The sequence below is a fragment of the Streptococcus oralis subsp. tigurinus genome (genome assembly GCF_002093575.1).
Taxonomy (GTDB): Bacteria; Bacillota; Bacilli; order Lactobacillales; family Streptococcaceae; genus Streptococcus; species Streptococcus oralis_CH.
Map to the genome: position 1 here is coordinate 87452 of NZ_LNVH01000003.1, position 20477 is coordinate 107928.

Sequence of the window (20477 nt, forward strand, 5' to 3'; positions counted from 1 at the left end):
TGTTCTCCTCTCTATATTCAATGAATTTGTATTTGAGTTATTTTTTTGTTGTTATCACGTCCTGTTCTTTTACTGACTGTTGCTTCAAAATCTGCTTGTGTCGGTCTGTCAGTTTCGCATGGTCGAGAATGTCTTTTACAACCTGCGTCTGGTTGATTTCATCAAGTTTAATCGCAACCTTTAAGGTCGGGGCAACTTGATGAGATAGCCAGTTCAGCGTCCTTTGGAAGGAGTAAGGCTCTGGTTTTGTGGTTAGTTTTAATCGTTCACGATTGTTCCCAATAAACCAAGCCCATTCTTCATTCAGTTTCCAATCAGAACGAGGTTTGGAATCGTCTTTATCTACAAAACGGATATACCGATTGATAATTTTAAAGGCGGTATGCTCTGGATTGTCATAGACGAGTAAATCACGGACTGCATAATAGGCACGCTCATTTTTCAATCGAATCTCAAAACGGTTTTTTACTTCTGCGTCTTCAATGGGAATATCATTTTTCTTGTACTGCTCGTAGTCCTTTTCATAGATACAGAAATAAACTTCACTTTGTAATGAACCGATATAGAGGGTGTTTCCCATACATTCCTTTTCCTCTTTGCGTACCAGTTCGCCACTGCGATAGCTTTTAAAACTGCGGAAGACGGAGATACATTCTTCCTGTTGGCACTTTTCAGTGAGTACAGGGATATTTAAAATCCCTGTCTTATCGTTAATGGCAAGGTCAAGGCGTTTCATCACACCGCCAGCCACCAAAACGTCCATAAAGAACTCATACCAGCTTCTTTGTTGTGCCAGAAGATAGCTTTCAAATTGTCTGCACCCACGACCTTTCAATTCCACCAGAACTCCTTTGTCCAGTTCATGGGAGCAAAGGACGAATATGTCGCCTAAAGCATAATGCTCTGAATAAGAATAGAAACCATAGTCCTCATGAAGAAAATAGGACAGTTTCAGTTGTAAGATGTTTTCGACCACCTGCTGTACGTCTGTTGTCGGAAAGCGAATTCTTACATAATCAAACAGCATTTCAAGGGGAGCGTCGGGATTGAAGCGTTCCAGAGCTTCCCAAAGGGACTGCTGTAAATCCTCTGATGGCTTGACTTTTCCTGTTTCAATATCGCTTAGATACTGCCTTGTAATACCAGTCGCAACAGCTAAACGGTTTTGAGATAGTCCATAAGCCAAGCGTTTTTCTTTTAAATGCTGTAACCAAGTTTGTTCATTCAGTAAAAATCCCTCCAATCAAAAAGGCGTATGTCAACTTTTAAAGCCCATTTGACATACGCTGAAATTTTGTAAATCCCTTGTAACCAAAGGATTTTCTAATGTTTTTTTGACTGTTTCCTGTCGATTTGTACCCCCCTGTTAGATACGGGGGGTTAAGTGCTGGCGTGGCTATTGCCACACCAGCCAGCAAGATCAGTCCACACCTGCGACTTCCGCTTCGCACGTCGCCTGCGTGGACTGTCTGCTGTTGGATAACTTTTTAATTTCCTCCAAGAAATCATATCCTTTTGGTACAAGGGGAGTATAAAACTCTGATATGACACTTGTTCCTACATCAACATAGCCACGACCTTTGATTCGCTTTAAGAAGAAATCCTTTTGTACGTCACTGCCAAACATCATGCCATAGCCCATTTCAGACATACGACCTAAAGCCACTCTGAAATTAAACTGATCACGGATTCCGTCGCCTAAATATTTTGCGTCTGGACGTTGACAAGCCAGTATTAGAAAGAAGCCAGCTTGACGACCTAACATGACAATCTGTTTCAGCTTATTCATAACTGCGGTGTTTTCTTTTGTTCCCAGCATTTCCATGAAAGCGACGTATTCATCAAAGATTAAGAAGTGTGCCGGGAGACCTAAGTAAGCATAATTTTTGCCAGTCTTATAGTTCTTCATCTGCTTCATTTCCTCACTACGTTTCATCATTTCTTCATAGAATGTTTCAATGCAAGAAAGCAAGTCTTCTTTTCTATAGTAGACATTTGCCATCACAGAACCTAAGTCCGCAAGATCAGCATTTTTCGGGTCAAGAATATACAGTTTTGAATCTGTATGAAGCAAGGCTTCAATCAGTGTCAGTATAAAGTAAGTTTTACCGCCACCTGTACCACCAGCAATCAACATATGAGGGAGCTTATCATATTCCCACCATACGTTTTTCATTAAGCGAAGTTTACCATCTTTAGCTTCTACTTCATCAATAGAAATACGACTGGCTATGGTGTCATAGAGCAAAGTATATTCCACATAGGAATCCTTTAACTCTTTATCCGTCAGCTCACAGTACAAGCCACTCTCTAATTTCTTTTCCAAGTGTAAGAGTTGGTCTTGATATTTTCCCAGCGTGATTTCCACCCGTATCTGTATCAAGCCATTTTTAAGTCGATAATACATTTTAGGGAAGTAGGTTATCTTTTCCTTTGTACGACCAGCACTATCTTTAAAGAAACCCTCTGTTTTGACCTGTTCAGATTCATACCACTTGTTTTCAAGTATCATCTTTGCCAGTTTTTGACGGTGGTAAAGTTGTTTAACCGTATCATAGCGAACCCGTTTGAATACAAACGCTACCAGCAAGCAGATAAGAATTGCGACACTGAAACTGATAATTAAATAGGGAATGTCAATCTTATCTGCTTGTGATAGGTTAAAATCCTGCCAGTTGATCTGCTGGATTGTCTTCACATGAAACAGTCCGACAACCAGCAGGAAAACAGGCAGGAGTGACGCTATCGTAAAATGAAAGACTAAATCTTTACCAGATGGGCGAATCCTTTTACCACGCTGTTTCATGCGAAAAAGTCTCCTTTCTACCTAGCGACTATTTGTCTTGTGTCGGTTCTTTCTTTGCTTGTGGTTGAGCTTTGAATGAACTAGAATCCTTTGTCAGCACAATATCGTCTGCCTTGATATACCAGTCAACATCTGCTCCTTGATAGGTGGCAGTAGCAACGGTGTCCGCAATGGGATTGATAAGTTCCACCCGTGCGTTATAATCAAACTCTTTCAAAGGCACGCTGGCAGGAATACTTACTTGAATCATGCGTCCTTGTCCTTTGGATTTTAAGTCATAGGTACGTTCCTTGATTTCATCTGAAACCGACCCGTCTTCATTTTGGATTCTCACTTCACGACGTAGAGCAGAGAATTTCAATTCTCCAAAAGTCGTGTCTTTATCTAATACAATGCCATTTGCTAATCTCATCATTTTTCCTCTCTTTCTTTATTCTTTTATCATGTCGTCAGCATGTAAAAGGTAATTTGTAAAACCACGAGTGCCGATTTTGTAGCCCTCTGCGGTAATACGTGGATTGACTAACTTCACACGTTCCTCAAAGCCGAAATGTTTTTCGCCAGCTTCAGCAGGAAGCACCACCACAATATCATCTGCTCTTTGAACATCAGAATAGAGATTATAGCTTCTTGATAAGACAGTTAGCCGTCCGTTGATTCTTCGCTGAACGACTTTATCCTCGCCAGCAAATTCTAAATTGCCGAATGTTTTTTCCATGTTGGGAATCACAAATTTAAGTTCCATATTTTTACCTATCCTTTCTTTTTTATTGGCTGAATGAATGTTTGATGGTCTTAAAGAGTGGGGAACGACCTTTTGATTCTTGATTTTTTGTTTTCATAAGTTCACTTCCTTTCAAAATCGGGTAAAAAAATAGACACCTCATTTTTTGAAGTGTCTACCTATTAAATATTCAAATTTTATTGGAAGTATCTTTATATCTTCACTTTTCAAGGATAAATCGTCGTATCAAAGCTCATTCATAAGTAGTAAATTAGTAGTAAATTGAGTGGTTTTGACCTTGATAAAGTGTGATAAGTCCAGTTTTTATGCGGATAACTAGATTTTTATGCTATTTTTGTGTAAAAACAAGCATAGCTTACTTGCGTTTTCTTGCAATCAGATGAATCGGTGTTCCTTCAAAGACGAAGGCCTTGCGAATTTGATTTTCCAAGAAACGCAGGTAAGAGAAGTGCATGAGTTCTTCTTCATTGACAAAGATGACAAAGGTTGGTGGCTTGGTTGCTACTTGGGTTGCGTAGAAAATCTTGAGGCGTTTTCCTTTGTCTGTCGGTGTTGGATTGATAGCAATGGCATCCATAATGACATCGTTCAAGACCGCTGAAGGAATACGGGTGTTTTGACTCTCGCTGATTTGCTTGATCATTTCAGGCAATTTGTGGAGACGCTGCTTGGTAAGAGCTGAAACAAAGACAATCGGTGCATAAGGCAGATATTGGAACTGCTCACGGATATCTTCTTCCCAGTTTTTCATGGTGTGGTTATCTTTTTCAAGGGTATCCCACTTATTGACCACGATGATCATCCCTTTACCGGCTTCGTGGGCAAAACCTGCGATACGCTTGTCGTATTCACGGATACCTTCTTCGGCATTGAGAACCATCAAGACCACGTCAGAACGGTCAATGGCACGCATGGCACGCATGACAGAGTATTTTTCCGTATTTTCATAGACTTTACCAGACTTACGCATACCAGCTGTATCAATCATGGTAAACTCTTGGCCATCCGCATCTGTAAAATGGGTATCAATAGCATCACGCGTTGTTCCAGCTACTGGACTAGCAATCACGCGGTCTTCTCCCAAAATGGCGTTGATCAAGCTTGATTTGCCAACGTTAGGACGGCCAATCAAGCTGAATTTGATCACGTCTGGATTTTCTTCTTCAACTTCATTTGGTAGATTTTCCACGATGGCATCGAGCACATCACCTGTTCCAATACCGTGTACAGACGAGATTGGCAGAGGTTCACCCAAGCCCAGAGCATAGAAATCATAGATATCATTTCGCATCTCAGGATTATCAACCTTGTTAACCGCAAGGATAACAGGTTTATGGGTTTTATAAAGTTTACGGGCTACGTACTCATCTGCATCCGTGATTCCTTCTTTCCCAGACACCACAAAGACGATGACATCAGCTTCTTCCATAGCAATTTCTGCTTGGTGCTTGATTTGCTCCATAAATGGAGCATCGACATCGTCAATCCCTCCAGTATCAATCATACTAAAGGAACGATTGAGCCACTCACCCGTTGCATAGATACGGTCACGTGTCACACCCTCGACATCTTCTACGATTGAAATTCGCTCACCAGCGATCCGATTAAATAGGGTCGATTTTCCAACATTGGGACGTCCCACAATGGCAATAGTTGGTAAGGCCATGTTTTCTCACTTTCTACAATAACTTTTTCTGTTCTAGATTCTTCCGAGTTGAACTAGGTTCGGCTTGATCAAACTGCTCTGCCAAACGTTGACTCCAAGAAGTCGTCGCACGCGCACCAGCATAGTCTGCCTGTACTTGGTCATAGTCCAAAATCGCTGCAACTGGCTGTTCTTGGTATTCTTCTTCAAAAACCACTTGGTTCAAAGGCAGTCTTGGTTTGACCTCATGTTGTTGGTTTGGCACGCCAAGGGCAATCCCAAAAACTGGGTAGGTATAGTCAGGCAGGTTAAAAAGCGCTGCCACTTCTTCTGACTTGTAGCGGACCAAACCGATGATAACACCACCATATCCCAGACTCTCAGCCGCAAGCAAGGTATTTTGCCCAGCAAGCGCCGCGTCTACAGACGTGATAAGGAGACCTTCTACCCCTTGAGGTTGGAAACTGTCCGTGTGAAGGTTTGCTCCCTTTTCCGCTCGGTTCAAGTCACCAACAAAGAGCAAAAAGGCAGCTGACTGGCGAATGGCTTCCTGGGGAACCAGTTCATATAAGGCATCTTTCTTCTCTTGACTGCGCACAAGAATCACAGAGTAGGATTGGAAATTTTTCCAAGATGACGCCATTTGTCCAGCAGTCAAAATCTCTTCCAAGTCTGCCTGAGGAATCTCTTGCTCCTTAAAGCGACGAACTGAAGTATGAGCTTTCATCAGTTTAATGGTTTCTGTCATCGGCGATTTTCTCCTTCTAGTCTTGTCTCCTCAGCCAAATAACGGATTCGTTCCATGACCCGTCTAGCTTCCCAAGTCTCGTCATTTCCATTCTTTCCTTTGGCAAAATGTTTTTCCAAATCTTGGAAATTAAAGTTGGAAGTAAAGAAGGTCGGCAAATCTTCCTGCATGCGGTACTGAAGAATGACTTGGAGAATCTCATCACGTACCCAAGGAGTCGACTGCTCTGCACCAATATCATCCAAGACCAGGACTTCTGCTAACTTGATGTCATCCACCAAGGTCTTCACTGATCCTTCACCGATGGCATTTTTCACATCAATGACAAAACTTGGATAATGGAGAATGGTCGTTGATGCCCCACGTTTTTCAGATAGGTCGTGAGCCAGAGCCGCCATCATGAAACTCTTACCGACACCAAAATCTCCGTAAAGATAGAGACCTTTTCGAATGCTTGGGTAAAGGTCAACAAAGGAATAGAGTCTCTCAAAAATCGGCAACCGTCCTAGATCATCCAGGTCAATCTGAGCCAACTTCGCTTTCTTGAGACTGGCTGGTAAATTGATCAACTTAAGGCGATTCTTAATCGCAGCCTCTTTTTCAGCTGCGATTAGTTCTGGTGTTTCTTCATAAGAGACATCCGCATATCCGTGATTCATGACCAAGATAGGCTTGTAGCCACGCGCTATATAGTCCGCATCCCCACGAAGAAACTTGTCCCGTTCTGTGATATATTGGTTGAACTTGGAGATGCTACGATTCAACTCCTCTGGACTGAGGGATTCTTTCTGGATAAAAGCTGCCACATCTGGGTCTTTCATAATCTGCTGGACTAGGTCCTGATACTGAAAACGACTTGTCTGACGTTTGATAACGTCACCCACACTTTCCATCTAGTCTCCTCCTTCTTCTAATCGGGCTAACATTTCTTGTTTTTTGCGTTCTAGTTCCAGACGAGTTTCCTCACTGGTTTGATTTTTATATTCTGGATTGCTCCACTTGGGAACATTTGTCTTAGTCGAGCTAGTTTTCGATTTCTGGTCTTCTTGCCCTTTTTGCTGACGCTCTCGAATCCGAAGCACAGCCTCTTCTGCTGTCCGAATTTTTTGATAAGCATAGTCATTTGCGACCTTCATGGCATATTTTTCATTGACATTAGCCGAATCAACCTTGTTAAAAGTTAGAAGCAAGACGATATTGATGACTTCGTCCAACAAGCCTAAAGACGCCATCTGGTGAAGGAGTTCTCGCTCACTCTGGGTGATGTTTCCCTTACGCGTTTGCTTGATTTCCGCTAAAAAATGCAAGGGAGTTTTATTTTTGGCTTCCCTGATAATGGTCATTTCTTTGGGGCTGAAGTCAGAAGATGCTGGTTTTTGTGCTATTTTTTCACGCATGCGTTTGACTGAAATAACCTGAGCCACCGCTGTCGCCTTGGCTAATTGATAGGTTTCAAACCAGGTCCATTTTTTTTCATCTGCAATGGCGAACAATCCCAGAACATCCGCCTGCTCGTTTTCAAAACGCAAGCCATCTCGAGCCATCAGCCGCTGGAAATGTTCCAAATCAAAATCATTTTTTAACTTGCTTTTTGACTCGCTTGGGGTCACTTCTTCGGTCAGGGTTGGAAAGACTTGGCTCAAAGAAACAGAGAGTGCTTCTCCCTCACTTGGAGCCTGCTTCATAGCAGAAACAGCTGTATCCCCAATCTTTTTCTCTAATAATCTACTATAGACAGAATGACTTAAAAAATCCTGACTGGAGAGGGGAGGATGAAGCTGTAATTCATAGGTTTCTCCCCTTTGATAAAGGGTCAACAAATCCAAGGCAGTCAATACTTTAAAGGCTTGGAGCAAGGTCGGCATGCCAAAGTTTAAGTGGTTGAGGATGTGGGAAAAGAGGTGTTCCTTTTGCCCACCATCCCAAAAGGTAATGGCGTATAGATAGAGGCTCAGTGCCTCCTGACCGATAATCGGGAGGTAGCACTGCACCAGAGAAGAGGTATCTTGCGACACCCGATTATTCTTTAGAAAAGAAAAACGGTCATTTGGCTTCATCTATTTTTCCTTTTTCTTTTTAGAGGACTGGGTGATTTGCTGGAGCAGACTCTCCAACTCACTCACATCCTTAAAGCTACGGTAAACACTGGCAAAACGAACATAGGTAATCTCATCAAGCTCTGCCAATTCTTCCATGACTAAAGACCCAATATATTCACTTTGGATCTCATTCTCACTGCGACTACGGAGTTTTTGCTCGATGCGATTGACCACCATGCCGATTTCATCACTCGAAACAGGGCGTTTCTGGGCTGAGCGGATAATCCCATTAAAGATTTTATCTCTCGAAAACTGCTCTCGCGTACCGTCTTTTTTGACGACAACCAGCGTTCTTTCTTCTACTCGTTCATAGGTTGTAAAACGATGCTGACACTCGTCGCACTCACGTCTTCGACGGATGGTATTTCCTTCTTCGGCTTGTCGACTATCAACAACACTAGACTTGGTAGCCCCACATTTTGGACAACGCATGCATTTCCCTCCTTGTCGTTTTCTTTTCATTATACCATTTTTTGAGCAATTCCCAAAACAATTCTTATTTTTACTTGACAAGTTTTTTGTTTTATTGTATTATTTGATTAGAACAATAAAGACAAAGAAAGGAGACTATGATGTCCTGGTCATTTGATAATACAAAACCGATTTATTTACAGATTATGGAAAAAATCAAACTACAGATTGTTTCCCATGAACTGGAACCCAACCAACAGCTCCCTACCGTGAGAGATTTGGCGAGCGAGGCTGGAGTCAATCCCAATACCATTCAGCGCGCCTTGTCTGACCTTGAACGTGAAGGATTTGTATACAGCAAGCGGACAACTGGTCGTTTTGTCACCGAGGATTTGGATCTCATCCTTCAGTCCCGCAAACAACTTTCCGAGGAGCAACTGCAACACTTCGTCTCTTGCATGCTTCAATTTGGCTACAAAAAAGAAGAACTGCCAAATGTATTAAGCGACTATATTAAAGGAGTTTAAGACTATGACACTACTAGCACTTGAAAATGTATCAAAATCATATGGAGCAACTGCGGCACTTGACAATATCTCGCTAGAGATTTCAGCTGGAAAGATTGTCGGGCTTCTTGGACCAAACGGTTCTGGGAAAACAACCTTAATCAAACTGATCAATGGTCTTCTTCAGCCAGACAAAGGACGTGTCCTCATTAACGGACAGGATCCAAGTCCTGCTACCAAGGCGATCGTCTCCTATCTACCAGACACAACCTATCTCAATGAACAGATGAAGGTCAAGGAAGCCCTAACCTACTTCAAGACCTTCTATCAGGATTTCAATCTTGAACGCGCCCAACATCTGCTTGCAGACCTTGGCATTGGTGAAAATAGTCGCTTAAAGAAATTATCAAAAGGGAACAAGGAAAAGGTCCAACTAATCCTCGTTATGAGCCGTGAAGCCCGCCTCTACGTTCTGGACGAACCAATCGGAGGTGTGGATCCAGCTGCTCGTGATTATATCCTCAATACCATCATCAACAACTATTCCCCAACTTCTACAGTGCTGATTTCAACCCACTTGATTTCAGATATTGAGCCAATCTTGGATGAGATTATCTTCCTCAAAGATGGAAAAGTCGTTCGTCAAGGAAATGTAGATGATATTCGCTACGAGTCAGGTGAATCCATTGACCAGCTCTTCCGTCAGGAATTTAAAGCCTAAGCAAAGGAGATTATTATGTTTTGGAATCTAGTTCGTTATGAATTTAAGAATGTCAATAAATGGTATTTAGCGCTCTATGGAGCTGTGCTTGCAATTTCAGTTTTGATTGGAGCTTTTCTTGGTAGCCTTAGCCAGAGTTACAATTCTAACAATGCTGTTTATTTCATCTTCTTTTTAGTACTAGTCTTTGGAGGACTCAGCGTCACTCTTTGGATTGCAACAATCTTTTTAATCATCCGAAGATTCAAGGGGAGTGTTTATGACCGCCAAGGGTATTTGACCCTGACCTTGCCTGTCTCTGAGCACCAAATCATCATCGCAAAACTTTTAGGTGGTCTTGTCTGGTCCATCTTAAGCTATATCGTCTTTATCTTGAGTGTATTGATTATCTTCTTCTTAGCACCAATAGAAAAAGACTTCACTGTCCTCTATAACTTCATTTCCCCTTACCTCAGCTACGGCTGGCTGTATGCCCTATCACTATTTGTCGGTTCGATTACATGGATTTTATCCATTTACCTCTCCATCTCAATCGGACAACTCTTTAATGAGTATCGAACAGCTATGGGAATTCTAGCCTATATCGTCATTGCCATCGTCATTGGTTATGTTTCTATCTTTTTCCGAATTGAAAATAACTTTAACATGATGATTGGTACAGAAATCTTGCGCGATCTCTTTTTATCAGCTATCTACTATCTCGGTACCTACTATATTTTGAAAAACAAGGTTAATTTGCAATAAAAAATGCCCAGCTAGAAAGCTGGGTTTTTCTTTAACTCAATATCAAACTGGCTACAATAGGGCTAACAAAAACATAGAGAATACCGGTGACACCGATGGCCAAGCCACCCATGGCTCCTGCTACCGAGCCGTATCGAAAGGCTGTTCCTGTTCCGACTGCATGACCTGTTCCTCCAAGGGAGAGTCCGACAGCCACTGGATCATCAATCTTCAACCACTTCAAAAGGGTTGGTCCAATAACACTAGTCAAAATCCCAGTTGCCACTACGACGACCAAGGTCACAGTCGTTAAACCTTGCAATTTCTCTGTAATCCCCACTGCCATGGCGGTTGTCACTGACTTGGGAAAGAGAGAAATGGCTAGGAAAAAGTCCATGCCAAATATTTTCGCTACTATGGCAGTGAAGCTAGTATTGACAACTACTGCTAACAGACTACCAAAGAGAATACTCCTAGCATGGTGCTTCATCAAGTGAAAACTCTTATAAAGCGGAATCCCTAGAGCCACGGTCGATGGGACAATCAAGTTGTTCAAATAAACCCCACCTTGGTAATAATCTTGATAAGAAATACCCGTCGCCTTAAGGAAAATAATGATAAAAATAGCTGACAAAAGCAGGGGCGTTGTCAATGGATGGGGAAAACGTCTGTAAATCAACATCCCCACTAGATAAGCTAGGATAGATAATGCAATCCCAAACAGAGGATTGGATACAAATTCGCTCATTTGGCATCTCCTTTCTCATAATCTCCCTCAAATCGTCTCTTGATAAACTGAACCACTAGGGCGATGAGGATAATGTTGATGACAGCCGCAAAAAAGACAATCAAGACGATAGGCAAAAGATAAGGAGCAATCACATCAAACTTTTCCATGATACCCACTGCTGGTGGCAAAAAGAGAATGGTCATATTGGCCAGCAAGAAATTCCCGACCATATTGACATGTCTGGTTCTCAGCCACTTGAACTGCAGGGCTAGAAAGAGAATAATCAAACCGATAATACTGCCTGGGATGGGCAGATGAAAGAAACTAGAGATTCCCTCACCGATTAGAGAAATCACAAAGAGAATCATTAATTGAACATATAATTTCATCCTAAACTCCATGAAATAGACTTCTTGCATACCAGTTTACTCTTTTTTCAGAAAATTTCAAGGAAATATTGAAATTCTTCTTTCTTGCAAGGATTAGCTAAAAGTAGTATAATCATTGCATGCGCAATCATCTTGTGTTAGAGAGACAGTCAGTAATGATTTTGTAATTTTTACTTTGAAAAGAAAGGAGAAAGTAATGACCTACTTAGAAAAATGGTTTGACTACAACCGCCGTCAAAAAGAAATGGAAGCCTTGTTGGAAGAAACTATTGCTCAGCAGAGTGAACAAAGGCTGAACTTGAAAGAGTTTTACCTGCTCTACTATCTGAATCTAGCCCAAGAAAAATCTCTAAGACAGATTGACCTGCCAGATAAACTCCATCTCAGCCCAAGCGCTGTTTCTCGAATGGTGGCTAGGTTAGAAGAGAAAAACTGTGGCTTGCTTAGTCGCAGATGTTGCGACCAGGATAGACGAGCTAGTTTTATCTGCCTGACTGACGAGGGACAAACAACCCTGGCTTATCTACAAAAAGCTGTCGAAGAAAGATTGGAAACCAGTCTTGATTTCTTGCCTTAATGAGTATTTTTAAAAAAGTTGCGTGCGCAATCATTTTTCTTGACATTCCTCTTTTCAAGGAGTACAATAAAGTCAAAATTGAACAAAGGAGTTTAATATGATCGAAATTACCTATCTAGACACCAGCAAACAAGAGAGAACCATGACGTTCGAGTCTTACCAAGACTTTGAACGTTCTCAACAAGCTTGCCTTATCGGTGTCGCAGACTATTACCCAGTTCAAAAATTGACCTATAATGGTCATGATTTGGACTACCATGGGACTTATGGAGATGTCTTCTTCTATCTCATGAAACAAGATTTAAGCCAATATAACTAAAAAAGGAGAAATACAATGGCAAAAGCAATTACAGATGCAACATTTGAACAAGAAACAAAAGACGGTTTGGTTTTGGTAGACTTCTGGGCAACTTGGTGTGGTCCATGTCGTATGCAAGGTCCAATCTTGGACAAATTGTCTGAGGAACTTTCAGAAGATGTCTTGAAAATTGTTAAAATGGACGTTGATGAAAATCCAAACACGGCTCGTGCTTTTGGAATCATGTCTATCCCAACCCTTCTCTTCAAAAAAGACGGCCAAGTGGTGAAACAAGTTGCAGGTGTTCATACTGCAGAACAAATCAAGGCCATCGTTGCTGAATTGAGCTAATCACACTAGAGACCAAGTGCTTCATTTGGTCTCTTTTTTCTTGCCCTTTGCCATTTTTCAAAAAATATGCTAGACTGTATGTAGAATATTACGATGTTTGGGACATGCCATCGCTAAAAAAAACCTCTACTTGGTATTTTTTAGCTCCCCTCAAGGGAGCTTTTTGCGTGCTCTGAACATTTCCCATTTTGGAAGGAGTACTATGAAACGTCAATCAGCCTTGGTCGTCTTTAGCGGCGGTCAAGATTCCACAACCTGCCTCTTTTGGGCTAAAGAACACTATAAAACAGTCGAAGCCGTCACCTTTGCCTACGGCCAACGCCATCATCTCGAAATTCAAGTTGCTGAAGAAATCGCTAAGGAACAAGGCATTCGTCATCACATCTTAGATATGTCTCTGCTGGGACAAATCACTGAAAATGCCTTGACCTCTGATATGGAAATCGAGCAAAAAGAAGGAGAGCTTCCCAATACTTTTGTTGACGGTCGCAACCACCTCTTTCTATCCTTTGCGGCAGTTCTTGCCAAGCAACGAGGCATTAAAGACATCGTGACAGGTGTCTGCGAGACAGATTTTTCAGGCTACCCTGACTGCCGGGATGTCTTTGTCAAATCCCTTAATGTTACGCTCAACCTTGCCATGGATTATGACTTTGTTATCCAAACACCTCTCATGTGGCTAGACAAGGCTGAAACTTGGGAATTAGCAGACCAACTCGGTGCCTTTGACTATATTCGTGAAAAGACCTTGACCTGCTACAATGGGATTATCGGAAGTGGCTGTGGAGATTGCCCAGCCTGCCACCTACGTCAGCACGGTTTAAATGTTTATCTCTCACAGAAAGGAGAGGGCTAATGTTTTTCGCACCTAAAGAAATCAAACAGGAAACTGGGGAGTCTCTTGTCTACAATCCTCACAGAACCTTGGTATCAAAAGAGTTCACCTTCGATGCTGCCCACCACCTCTTTCACTATGAGGGAAAATGCAAATCCCTGCACGGCCACACTTATCATTTGCAAATCGCTGTTAGTGGATTTTTAGATGAACGGGGTATGACCTATGACTTTGGAGACATCAAAGCTATCTACAAGAACTACTTAGAACCCCACTTGGATCATCGCTATCTCAATGAGACCCTGCCCTATATGAATACGACTGCTGAAAATATGGTTTACTGGATTTTTCAAACCATGAGTCAAGAGTTGCCAGACGAGCGCGGTCTTCGTTTGGAATACGTTCGCCTCTATGAGACTCCGACTGCCTTTGCGGAGTTTAGACGGGAGTGGTTAGATGACTAGGGAACGTGTCCTCAAACTACCTGTTCTGGAAATTTTCGGCCCAACCTTTCAAGGTGAAGGTCGTGCTATCGGGCAGAAAACTATGTTTGTCCGCACTGCAGGTTGCGACTACCACTGCGACTGGTGCGACTCTGCCTTTACTTGGGATGGTTCTGAAAAACCAACTCGCATGACGGCTGACGAAGTCATTGCTGCCTTAGATAAACTAGGAAGCTACGACTATGTTACCCTGTCTGGCGGAAATCCTGCTATCCTAGCAGCTAACATGGCCGAACTGGTCACCAAGCTCAAAGAACGTGGTGTCACTCTGGCTGTTGAGACCCAAGGCTCCCGCTGGCAAAATTGGTTAAAAGATATCGACCAAGTCACTCTGAGTCCCAAACCTCCTTCCTCCAAGATGGAAGTTAACTTCGAGACTTTAGACTTTATCGTTTCCCAACTAGATCCAGACAAGGTCACCTTTAAAATCCCTGTCTTTGATGATGCCGATTTGGCCTTTGCCAAAGGGATTCAAGAACGCTACCAACCAGATGTTCTCTTCTTATCAGCAGGAAATCCTGAACCCAAGGCTACGGGCAATATTGTCCAAGACCAACTAGATCGCCTCAAAGAACTCTGGGAACGCATCGCCGCTGATGATAGCTGGGGCAATGTCCGCGTCCTCCCTCAACTTCATACCCTCCTCTACGACAACCAACGTGGTGTTTAAGATTAGAAAGAAAAAATCATGTCACAACAAGAAGAAATGAAAAACCTAAGCCTACTGGGCAACAAAGAAACCAACTACATTTTTGACTATCAACCCGAAGTCCTCGAATCTTTTGACAATCGTCATGTGGAAAATGACTATTTCATCAAATTCAACTGTCCTGAATTTACTTCCCTTTGCCCAATCACTGCTCAGCCAGATTTTGCGACGATTTATATTTCCTACATTCCTGACAAGCTCTGTGTCGAGTCAAAATCCCTCAAACTCTACCTCTTTAGCTATCGAAATCATGGGGATTTTCACGAAAACTGTATCAACACTATCGGGAAAGACTTGGTCAACTTGCTAGACCCTCGCTATTTAGAAGTCTGGGGAAAATTCACTCCACGCGGGGGCATTTCAATCGACCCTTACTACAACTACGGTAGACCTGGAACCAAGTATGAAGGCCTGGCAGAACAACGCCTCTTCCAACACGACCTTTATCCAGAGAAAATTGACAACCGCTAAACTCATACACAATGAAAATCAAAGAGCAAACTAGGAAGCTAGCCGCAGGTTGCTCAAAGCACTGCTTTGAGGTCGTAGATAAGACTGACGAAGTCAGCTCAAAACAGTGTTTTGAGGTTGCAGATGGACGCTGATGTGGTTTGAAGAGATTTTCGAAGAGTATCATACGAAAAAGCCCTGTTCCTCAAAACGAGGAGCAAGGCTTTTTGAGTTTCAATTATTCTTCTGTTCCAAGGAAGTTTTTCGCAACAAGAGCTGCAAGAACGCCACCAACGATTGGGGCAAGGATGAAAATCCAAACTTGTTGAAGGGCTGCGCCACCTACCAAGACAGCAGGAGCCAAGCTACGAGCTGGGTTTACTGAAAGTCCAGTGATGTTCAATCCCACTAGAATCATGGCCATCAATGACAAGCCGATTACCAAACCAGCAATCGCACCATTACCCTTGCTTGCTGATGTTACAGTCATGATAACTAGGACAAACAAGAAAGTTGCGATTGTTTCAAACAAGAATCCACCAAAGACAGTGACACCGTTTGCCAAGGCATTTTCACCAAGACTAGCAGTTGACATTCCTGAGTTAGACAAGAGGAAGAATACCGCAGCTGACGCAAGGAAAGCACCAACTACTTGTCCAAGGATGTAGTTTACAAGTTCTGAAGATGACAAACGTTTGTTTACAAACATAGCGATCGAAACAGCTGGGTTCAAGTGAGCACCTGAAACAGTTCCGATTGAGAAAGCTGCAACTACAATTGCCAAACCAAAAGCAAGAGCAATCCCAAGGTGTCCAAGACCTTCAACACCATTTCCAAAAACAACGGCTCCTGTTCCAATGAACACAAGCATAAATGTACCGATTAATTCAGCAACAAATTTTTTCATGATAAATCTCCTTTTTTCAAACTATGTATTAGTCTATCAAAAGAAGGAAAGGGTTTCAAGAAAATTGACTGGAAAGTTATTTGAAAATCATGAAACGACTCGCTTGGACTTAGTATTGAAAAGATTGAATAGCTTCTTTCAGGTCAGCTTGTAAAAGTTTATGACAGTCTAGTTGAAGGTAAATTTCCAGCAAACAAGATCTGAAATTGGAAAATTTATGGAAATCATTTACTTCTTTCAAGGGAAATTCGACTGTTTGTAGCCAAGTAGTGAGGAGAGACGGTTCGATTTTCCCTCGTAAGATTGGTTGATAAAGCGCTCTGGCTAACCGCCAATCTTCATTATTTGTAAAACGAATGGTAATTCTTTTAAATAGTTGACCCAGTACATCAAATACTTCAGAAACTCTGTCACTAGGAAAATCCGGATGACAAACGACTTCAGTCAAGAGATCAGCTCCATGCGCAAAAGCGTGAACCCAACCATACTGACTTGAAAAACCTGTCGTATCCTTTTCTTTTTTTAGGTAATACAAACCTTGAGACAGCATAGCATTTCTTATATCAGCTTTTAAACCTTTATAGAAAAGAGAGTGCTCGTTACCATCTGCAGACAAAAGATTGGCATAAATAAGCGCCCTAAAAGAACGTTTAAGAGCCGAAACTCCTCTACTATCAATCTCTTTGTATAGACCTTCATCAGAGGAGACCTCTTCTGAGATAAACTGAAACTGCTCAAGGGAAAACAACTCTTCTTGAATCCCTCTAGCCAAACTCGTAAAAACAAGTTCGTCTCGAATTTCTGGAGAGGGATCTCCCAAATGCTCGATCAACCACTGAATTTCTTCTCGGCTATAGCTTGGTTTTTCTTCTGTCACTTTTCTTTGTAATTTTTTACGCATCTCAAGTACCTCTACATTTCTAGCAACTGTTCAAAAAACCAGCCCAAGATAACTTTCTGTCTTATTCTCTTTTAGATGGACGTTTCCCTGCTGCAATCGCATCTGCTTCTGTCATCTCAACAACGTTAGCTTTATTCGTTTTTGAAGGCATTCTATCCTTACTATACCAATAAACTTTTGATTTCCCATGGTCTGCAACATAGACAATTCTATCTTGCTGTTGAGCTTTGGTTTCAGCTTCACGCGCAGCTCTTTTTTCTTCTTCTTTTTGAGAAATTAACGACTCAACTGCACCTATTCTATCAAGCAACTCTGTCTTTTTATCATTATTTTCAATCTGATTAACTGTCTCTTTAGCAGACTTCACTTGACTCGCATCTTGACTATCTTCCAATTGTTTGACTAAGGTTTCACCTTTTTCTTGCAACTCCTTTGCAGCTTTTTCTTTGGCAATTCTCTCTTCTTCTACTTTTTCTTTAGCTTTTTTCTCTTCTTCGATTCGTTTTGCTTCCTCTATACTAGATGAACTATCTGTGGTTGAAGCTGTCGAAGTAGTAGATGTCGCAGTCTGCTTAGTTTCTGACTGAGAAGATGAAATTTTCTTTGTGACTGTCGGAGTTTGAAGAGCAACTGCAACAAAACTGACAATGAAAATCCCAATCATTAGATTTCTTTTTCGAATATCTGGTGCTTTCTTTACAAAATACCAAATACCAACTCCGCTCAAAACAAGATAGAGAGTAGGCAAAGCAAGCAATAAAATGATTCCCAACAAAACTAGACCAATTTTAATAAAATGCATTCTTTGGGGATCTTGCTCTAGCCATTCTTTGATTCTATTCATATTATTCTCCTAAAACTCTGTCCAATCTTTACTCCCCCAACTCAGCACTGTAGGCGATAATCTGATCAACTGTATCAGACAAGAATTGGATGGTATCACGGAGTGGTTTGTCTGTTGAGATATCCGCTCCGATAATCATGGCTGACTCAAGCGGTGTCTTACTACCACCTGATTTGAGGAGATTGAGCCAGTCTTCAGCTCCGGTTTCTGAATGTTTCAGATGGAGGTAGCCAGCTGTCGAGATGACAAGGCCAGCAGAGTAGGTGTAGCTATACAAGCCCATGTAATAGTGGGCTTGGCGCATCCAAGTCAAAGCCGCATCGTCGTCAATTTCAATGGCATCTCCCCAGAAATCTGTCAAAACTTCCTTCATAATGCTGTTGAGCTTGCTTGCTCCAAAGGTCTCCCCTTCTTCAATCAGTGTATATACCTTACGCTGGAAGGCTGCTTCCAAGAGGTGGGTGATGAAATTATGGAAGTAGGTGTCTGTTAAGCGATGGGCAAGAGCGAAGCGTTTTTGACGTGGGTCGTCAGACTGGTGCTCCAAGTAATCACTGAGAAGCAATTCATTGAAGGTTGACGGTGCTTCAACGTAGTAGGTAGACATGTGGGCATTGAAGTAGCTTTGGTGATTATCTGAAAAGATAAATTGACCAGAATGCCCAATTTCATGAATCAAGGTATAGACATCGCTCAAACGACCAGTCCAGCTCATGAGGACATAAGGGTGCACGCGATATGGATCCGCCGCATACCCACCAGAATCCTTGCCACTATTAGCTGCAAAGTCCACCCAGCGTTCTTCTTGATAGCGCGCAACTTCCTGACAATATTCTTGCCCCAAAGGTTCTACTGACTTCATGACCAAATCATAGGCATCGTCAATAGTCACTTCAGGATTGAGGGCACTGTCCAAGTCTAGCTTCCAGTCTGCAAAAGTCATCTTTTCAAGACCATTAACCTTGGCAACATGCTTGAGGTATCTCTGAGCAACTGGCGCAAAATCCTTCATGATGAGGTCAATTTGACGGTCAAACATGGCACGATCTACTTCTTGCTCAGCTAGGAGATAATCAAAGACTGAGTCATACCCCTTCATATCTGCCAACAATTTCTCAGACTTGACCTGAGCTAAGTAGGCTGCCGCAGCTGTATTCTGGTGCTTACGAAGTCCTTCTGAAAAAGAACGGAAGGATTTTTCACGCACCTCTGCATCCTCATGATTTTGGTAGAAATTTTCATAAGTTACAAAGCTGTTTTTGTAGGTCTTGCCATGGGCTTCAAAGTCAGCCATTTCAAAATCCCCAGCTCGCATCTTAGTATAAATGTCCTGTGGGCTGTAGAAAACTTCACCCAGATTGGTCAAGGCCTTCTCCACATCCGCCCCTAGGTAGTGGGCTTTTTTGATTTTGGCCTGACGAATGGCTGCCGTTAAGTGTGGCAGCTCACCCAAACGGTCCAAGACTTCCTCGTCTGCTGCCACCAAGGCGTCGTCAAAGAAGGTCAAGGCTACGCTGGCATCTGTTTCAAATTCCATCCCAGCTTGGGCAATATTAGCAAAATCTTCATTGCTATAGTCTGTCGTCTGAGGCATAAAGGCATAATTGCCGATATGGCTCATCTGGATATAGATTTGTTCCAATTCCGCAAAAGCCTTCTCGAAATCTTCAAAAGTGTGAAGATTGCCCTTGTAGTCACGGCTAAATTGGTTGATGTCTTCGCGCGTTTTCTCAATTACACGCAAGAAATCCTCACGGTCTTGGTATAGGGCTGTTAAGTCCCAAAGTTCCTTTTCTGGAAATTCTGAACGGTGTTTTTGTTCCATTTTCTTCCTCTTATTTTTCTAATTCTACTAAAACACTAAGGGCAGATAAGGCGTAAAGCGGCGCTGTTTCTGCTCTTAATATACGAGGACCAAGTCCTGCCAAGATGGCTCCTTTAGTTTCAAAACTTTCGATTTCTGCTGGTGAGAGACCGCCTTCTGGGCCAAAGATAAAGAGCAATTTGGCTCCTTTTTCAAGACCAGCAACTACTTGTAAGAGCGCAGCGGCTTCTCCTTCTTTTGCTGATTCTTCATAGGCCACTACGATAGAGTCAAACTGGTCTAGTTGCGCTAAAAAATCTGCTTTTTTTTCGAAAAGCTGGATACTTGGGACCAGATTACGCTTGCTTTGCTCTGCTGCTCCAAGGGCAATTTTTTCCAGTTTTTCAACCTTTTTACCCAATTTCTTGCCATCCCACTTGGCAACTGACCAATCTGCTGGAAATGCCCAAATCTGACTGGCTCCTAGTTCCGTCACTTTTTGAGTGATAAATTCTAGCTTATCCCCTTTGGGAAAGCCAGATGCGATAGTCACTTGGACTGGTAGTTCCACATTGTCAGCTAATTCTTGGACCAACTCAAACTGACGATTTTCCACATCCATCACGCGCGCCAAACGCTTAATGCCATCATCAAAGACTAAGGTCACCTCATCATCTTCCTTCAGGCGCATAACCTGAAACATATGCTTGCTGGTTTCCTTGTCCTCGATAGTGACAGGAGAGATTGCACTGCCCTTGACAAAATACTGCTGCAT

General features: G+C 42.3%; 26 protein-coding genes. 10 read left to right on the forward strand and 16 right to left on the reverse strand.

Features of this window, described 5'->3' with window-relative positions; genetic code table 11:
* Nucleotides 1-37: 37 nt before the first annotated feature.
* The 9 genes from mobT to nrdR form a co-directional block, all read right to left on the reverse strand.
* Nucleotides 38-1243, reverse strand: a complete 1206-nt coding sequence (gene mobT, locus ATE37_RS04385) for a MobT family relaxase (RefSeq protein WP_000398284.1) — start codon at nucleotides 1241-1243, stop codon at nucleotides 38-40.
* Between the two features lie 177 nt (nucleotides 1244-1420).
* Nucleotides 1421-2806 carry an FtsK/SpoIIIE domain-containing protein gene (locus tag ATE37_RS04395; protein ID WP_000813488.1) on the reverse strand — a complete coding sequence of 462 codons (1386 nt, stop codon included), beginning with the start codon at nucleotides 2804-2806 and terminating at the stop codon, nucleotides 1421-1423.
* 28 nt (nucleotides 2807-2834) lie between these two features.
* On the reverse strand, nucleotides 2835-3221 hold the full coding sequence (locus ATE37_RS04400) for a YdcP family protein (protein WP_000985015.1): 387 nt from the start codon (nucleotides 3219-3221) through the stop codon (nucleotides 2835-2837).
* Nucleotides 3222-3236: 15 nt separating this feature from the next.
* Nucleotides 3237-3551: a YdcP family protein gene (locus ATE37_RS04405; RefSeq protein ID WP_000420682.1), complete on the reverse strand. Its 315-nt coding sequence runs from the start codon at nucleotides 3549-3551 to the stop codon at nucleotides 3237-3239.
* Between the two features lie 355 nt (nucleotides 3552-3906).
* Complete coding sequence (der, locus tag ATE37_RS04410; RefSeq protein ID WP_084868029.1) at nucleotides 3907-5217, reverse strand: ribosome biogenesis GTPase Der; 1311 nt, start codon at nucleotides 5215-5217, stop codon at nucleotides 3907-3909.
* Between the two features lie 13 nt (nucleotides 5218-5230).
* Nucleotides 5231-5944, reverse strand: a complete 714-nt coding sequence (locus ATE37_RS04415; protein WP_084868031.1) for an NADPH-dependent oxidoreductase — start codon at nucleotides 5942-5944, stop codon at nucleotides 5231-5233.
* On the reverse strand, nucleotides 5941-6837 hold the full coding sequence (gene dnaI, locus ATE37_RS04420) for a primosomal protein DnaI (protein WP_000446487.1): 897 nt from the start codon (nucleotides 6835-6837) through the stop codon (nucleotides 5941-5943). The genes ATE37_RS04415 and dnaI overlap by 4 nt, the downstream gene beginning before the upstream one ends.
* Nucleotides 6838-8001, reverse strand: a complete 1164-nt coding sequence (locus tag ATE37_RS04425; RefSeq protein WP_084868033.1) for a DnaD domain protein — start codon at nucleotides 7999-8001, stop codon at nucleotides 6838-6840.
* The gene (nrdR, locus tag ATE37_RS04430; protein ID WP_001203676.1) at nucleotides 8002-8475 is read right to left on the reverse strand and encodes a transcriptional regulator NrdR; all 474 of its coding nucleotides are present in this window, start codon (nucleotides 8473-8475) and stop codon (nucleotides 8002-8004) included.
* A 140-nt stretch (nucleotides 8476-8615) separates the two neighbouring features.
* On the opposite strand from nrdR, the gene ATE37_RS04435 reads away from it, so the two are divergent.
* Genes ATE37_RS04435 through ATE37_RS04445 form a run of 3 tightly spaced genes read left to right on the forward strand, consistent with a single transcriptional unit; the run spans nucleotide 8616 to nucleotide 10425 of the window.
* Nucleotides 8616-8981, forward strand: a complete 366-nt coding sequence (locus tag ATE37_RS04435; protein ID WP_084853274.1) for a GntR family transcriptional regulator — start codon at nucleotides 8616-8618, stop codon at nucleotides 8979-8981.
* A 4-nt stretch (nucleotides 8982-8985) separates the two neighbouring features.
* Nucleotides 8986-9681, forward strand: coding sequence for an ABC transporter ATP-binding protein (locus tag ATE37_RS04440; protein ID WP_084868035.1), 696 nt, complete (start codon nucleotides 8986-8988; stop codon nucleotides 9679-9681).
* A 15-nt stretch (nucleotides 9682-9696) separates the two neighbouring features.
* Nucleotides 9697-10425, forward strand: coding sequence for an ABC transporter permease (locus ATE37_RS04445; protein ID WP_000498775.1), 729 nt, complete (start codon nucleotides 9697-9699; stop codon nucleotides 10423-10425).
* Nucleotides 10426-10456: 31 nt separating this feature from the next.
* Here ATE37_RS04445 and ATE37_RS04450 read toward each other — a convergent pair whose 3' ends face one another.
* Both ATE37_RS04450 and ATE37_RS04455 read right to left on the reverse strand, forming a co-directional pair.
* Nucleotides 10457-11152 (reverse strand): LrgB family protein, encoded by a 696-nt coding sequence (locus ATE37_RS04450; protein WP_001288935.1) that lies wholly within the window; start codon nucleotides 11150-11152, stop codon nucleotides 10457-10459.
* The gene (locus tag ATE37_RS04455) at nucleotides 11149-11523 is read right to left on the reverse strand and encodes a CidA/LrgA family protein (RefSeq protein ID WP_000781325.1); all 375 of its coding nucleotides are present in this window, start codon (nucleotides 11521-11523) and stop codon (nucleotides 11149-11151) included. The genes ATE37_RS04450 and ATE37_RS04455 overlap by 4 nt, the downstream gene beginning before the upstream one ends.
* A 196-nt stretch (nucleotides 11524-11719) precedes the next feature.
* Here ATE37_RS04455 and ATE37_RS04460 point away from each other — a divergent pair, with 196 nt between their 5' ends.
* From ATE37_RS04460 to queF, 7 genes are all read left to right on the forward strand, one after another.
* Nucleotides 11720-12100 (forward strand): MarR family winged helix-turn-helix transcriptional regulator, encoded by a 381-nt coding sequence (locus ATE37_RS04460; protein ID WP_000221644.1) that lies wholly within the window; start codon nucleotides 11720-11722, stop codon nucleotides 12098-12100.
* A gap of 97 nt (nucleotides 12101-12197) precedes the next feature.
* Nucleotides 12198-12419 (forward strand): DUF4649 family protein, encoded by a 222-nt coding sequence (locus ATE37_RS04465; RefSeq protein WP_000570267.1) that lies wholly within the window; start codon nucleotides 12198-12200, stop codon nucleotides 12417-12419.
* Between the two features lie 15 nt (nucleotides 12420-12434).
* Nucleotides 12435-12749: a thioredoxin gene (gene trxA / locus ATE37_RS04470; RefSeq protein ID WP_001029581.1), complete on the forward strand. Its 315-nt coding sequence runs from the start codon at nucleotides 12435-12437 to the stop codon at nucleotides 12747-12749.
* Nucleotides 12750-12951: 202 nt separating this feature from the next.
* Nucleotides 12952-13605, forward strand: a complete 654-nt coding sequence (gene queC / locus ATE37_RS04475) for a 7-cyano-7-deazaguanine synthase QueC (protein WP_084868036.1) — start codon at nucleotides 12952-12954, stop codon at nucleotides 13603-13605.
* Entirely contained in the window at nucleotides 13605-14048 is a 444-nt protein-coding gene (queD, locus tag ATE37_RS04480; RefSeq protein ID WP_000464575.1) for a 6-carboxytetrahydropterin synthase QueD, read from the forward strand. The genes queC and queD overlap by 1 nt, the downstream gene beginning before the upstream one ends.
* Complete coding sequence (gene queE, locus ATE37_RS04485) at nucleotides 14041-14757, forward strand: 7-carboxy-7-deazaguanine synthase QueE (protein WP_042750613.1); 717 nt, start codon at nucleotides 14041-14043, stop codon at nucleotides 14755-14757. Before queD ends, queE begins: the two co-directional genes overlap by 8 nt.
* Before the next feature lie 18 nt (nucleotides 14758-14775).
* Nucleotides 14776-15267 carry a preQ(1) synthase gene (gene queF / locus ATE37_RS04490; RefSeq protein ID WP_000082582.1) on the forward strand — a complete coding sequence of 164 codons (492 nt, stop codon included), beginning with the start codon at nucleotides 14776-14778 and terminating at the stop codon, nucleotides 15265-15267.
* Between the two features lie 217 nt (nucleotides 15268-15484).
* Here the strand turns inward: queF and ATE37_RS04495 are convergent, their stop codons facing one another.
* The 5 genes from ATE37_RS04495 to ATE37_RS04515 form a co-directional block, all read right to left on the reverse strand.
* Entirely contained in the window at nucleotides 15485-16153 is a 669-nt protein-coding gene (locus ATE37_RS04495; protein ID WP_084868038.1) for an MIP/aquaporin family protein, read from the reverse strand.
* Between the two features lie 109 nt (nucleotides 16154-16262).
* Nucleotides 16263-17054, reverse strand: coding sequence for a DUF2785 domain-containing protein (locus ATE37_RS04500; RefSeq protein ID WP_084868040.1), 792 nt, complete (start codon nucleotides 17052-17054; stop codon nucleotides 16263-16265).
* A gap of 61 nt (nucleotides 17055-17115) precedes the next feature.
* Entirely contained in the window at nucleotides 17116-17898 is a 783-nt protein-coding gene (locus ATE37_RS04505; protein WP_084868041.1) for a deoxyribonuclease, read from the reverse strand.
* Between the two features lie 28 nt (nucleotides 17899-17926).
* The gene (gene pepF, locus ATE37_RS04510; protein WP_084868043.1) at nucleotides 17927-19723 is read right to left on the reverse strand and encodes an oligoendopeptidase F; all 1797 of its coding nucleotides are present in this window, start codon (nucleotides 19721-19723) and stop codon (nucleotides 17927-17929) included.
* Nucleotides 19724-19733: 10 nt separating this feature from the next.
* On the reverse strand, nucleotides 19734-20477 hold the full coding sequence (locus ATE37_RS04515) for a 16S rRNA (uracil(1498)-N(3))-methyltransferase (protein WP_084868045.1): 744 nt from the start codon (nucleotides 20475-20477) through the stop codon (nucleotides 19734-19736).

What these genes read in the sequence shown, in the direction of transcription:
- pepF (WP_084868043.1), bottom strand. Translation starts at nt 19,723, where the DNA reads ATGGAACAAAAACACCGTTCAGAATTTCCAGAAAAGGAACTTTGGGAC.
- ATE37_RS04400 (WP_000985015.1), bottom strand. Translation starts at nt 3,221, where the DNA reads ATGATGAGATTAGCAAATGGCATTGTATTAGATAAAGACACGACTTTT.
- ATE37_RS04455 (WP_000781325.1), bottom strand. Translation starts at nt 11,523, where the DNA reads ATGAAATTATATGTTCAATTAATGATTCTCTTTGTGATTTCTCTAATC.
- queF (WP_000082582.1), top strand. Translation starts at nt 14,776, where the DNA reads ATGTCACAACAAGAAGAAATGAAAAACCTAAGCCTACTGGGCAACAAA.
- dnaI (WP_000446487.1), bottom strand. Translation starts at nt 6,837, where the DNA reads ATGGAAAGTGTGGGTGACGTTATCAAACGTCAGACAAGTCGTTTTCAG.
- ATE37_RS04460 (WP_000221644.1), top strand. Translation starts at nt 11,720, where the DNA reads ATGACCTACTTAGAAAAATGGTTTGACTACAACCGCCGTCAAAAAGAA.
- trxA (WP_001029581.1), top strand. Translation starts at nt 12,435, where the DNA reads ATGGCAAAAGCAATTACAGATGCAACATTTGAACAAGAAACAAAAGAC.
- ATE37_RS04465 (WP_000570267.1), top strand. Translation starts at nt 12,198, where the DNA reads ATGATCGAAATTACCTATCTAGACACCAGCAAACAAGAGAGAACCATG.
- ATE37_RS04495 (WP_084868038.1), bottom strand. Translation starts at nt 16,153, where the DNA reads ATGAAAAAATTTGTTGCTGAATTAATCGGTACATTTATGCTTGTGTTC.
- ATE37_RS04405 (WP_000420682.1), bottom strand. Translation starts at nt 3,551, where the DNA reads ATGGAACTTAAATTTGTGATTCCCAACATGGAAAAAACATTCGGCAAT.
- ATE37_RS04425 (WP_084868033.1), bottom strand. Translation starts at nt 8,001, where the DNA reads ATGAAGCCAAATGACCGTTTTTCTTTTCTAAAGAATAATCGGGTGTCG.
- ATE37_RS04395 (WP_000813488.1), bottom strand. Translation starts at nt 2,806, where the DNA reads ATGAAACAGCGTGGTAAAAGGATTCGCCCATCTGGTAAAGATTTAGTC.
- ATE37_RS04505 (WP_084868041.1), bottom strand. Translation starts at nt 17,898, where the DNA reads ATGAATAGAATCAAAGAATGGCTAGAGCAAGATCCCCAAAGAATGCAT.
- queD (WP_000464575.1), top strand. Translation starts at nt 13,605, where the DNA reads ATGTTTTTCGCACCTAAAGAAATCAAACAGGAAACTGGGGAGTCTCTT.
- ATE37_RS04500 (WP_084868040.1), bottom strand. Translation starts at nt 17,054, where the DNA reads ATGCGTAAAAAATTACAAAGAAAAGTGACAGAAGAAAAACCAAGCTAT.
- ATE37_RS04440 (WP_084868035.1), top strand. Translation starts at nt 8,986, where the DNA reads ATGACACTACTAGCACTTGAAAATGTATCAAAATCATATGGAGCAACT.
- nrdR (WP_001203676.1), bottom strand. Translation starts at nt 8,475, where the DNA reads ATGCGTTGTCCAAAATGTGGGGCTACCAAGTCTAGTGTTGTTGATAGT.
- ATE37_RS04435 (WP_084853274.1), top strand. Translation starts at nt 8,616, where the DNA reads ATGTCCTGGTCATTTGATAATACAAAACCGATTTATTTACAGATTATG.
- der (WP_084868029.1), bottom strand. Translation starts at nt 5,217, where the DNA reads ATGGCCTTACCAACTATTGCCATTGTGGGACGTCCCAATGTTGGAAAA.
- ATE37_RS04515 (WP_084868045.1), bottom strand. Translation starts at nt 20,477, where the DNA reads ATGCAGCAGTATTTTGTCAAGGGCAGTGCAATCTCTCCTGTCACTATC.
- ATE37_RS04450 (WP_001288935.1), bottom strand. Translation starts at nt 11,152, where the DNA reads ATGAGCGAATTTGTATCCAATCCTCTGTTTGGGATTGCATTATCTATC.
- ATE37_RS04445 (WP_000498775.1), top strand. Translation starts at nt 9,697, where the DNA reads ATGTTTTGGAATCTAGTTCGTTATGAATTTAAGAATGTCAATAAATGG.
- queE (WP_042750613.1), top strand. Translation starts at nt 14,041, where the DNA reads ATGACTAGGGAACGTGTCCTCAAACTACCTGTTCTGGAAATTTTCGGC.
- ATE37_RS04415 (WP_084868031.1), bottom strand. Translation starts at nt 5,944, where the DNA reads ATGACAGAAACCATTAAACTGATGAAAGCTCATACTTCAGTTCGTCGC.
- queC (WP_084868036.1), top strand. Translation starts at nt 12,952, where the DNA reads ATGAAACGTCAATCAGCCTTGGTCGTCTTTAGCGGCGGTCAAGATTCC.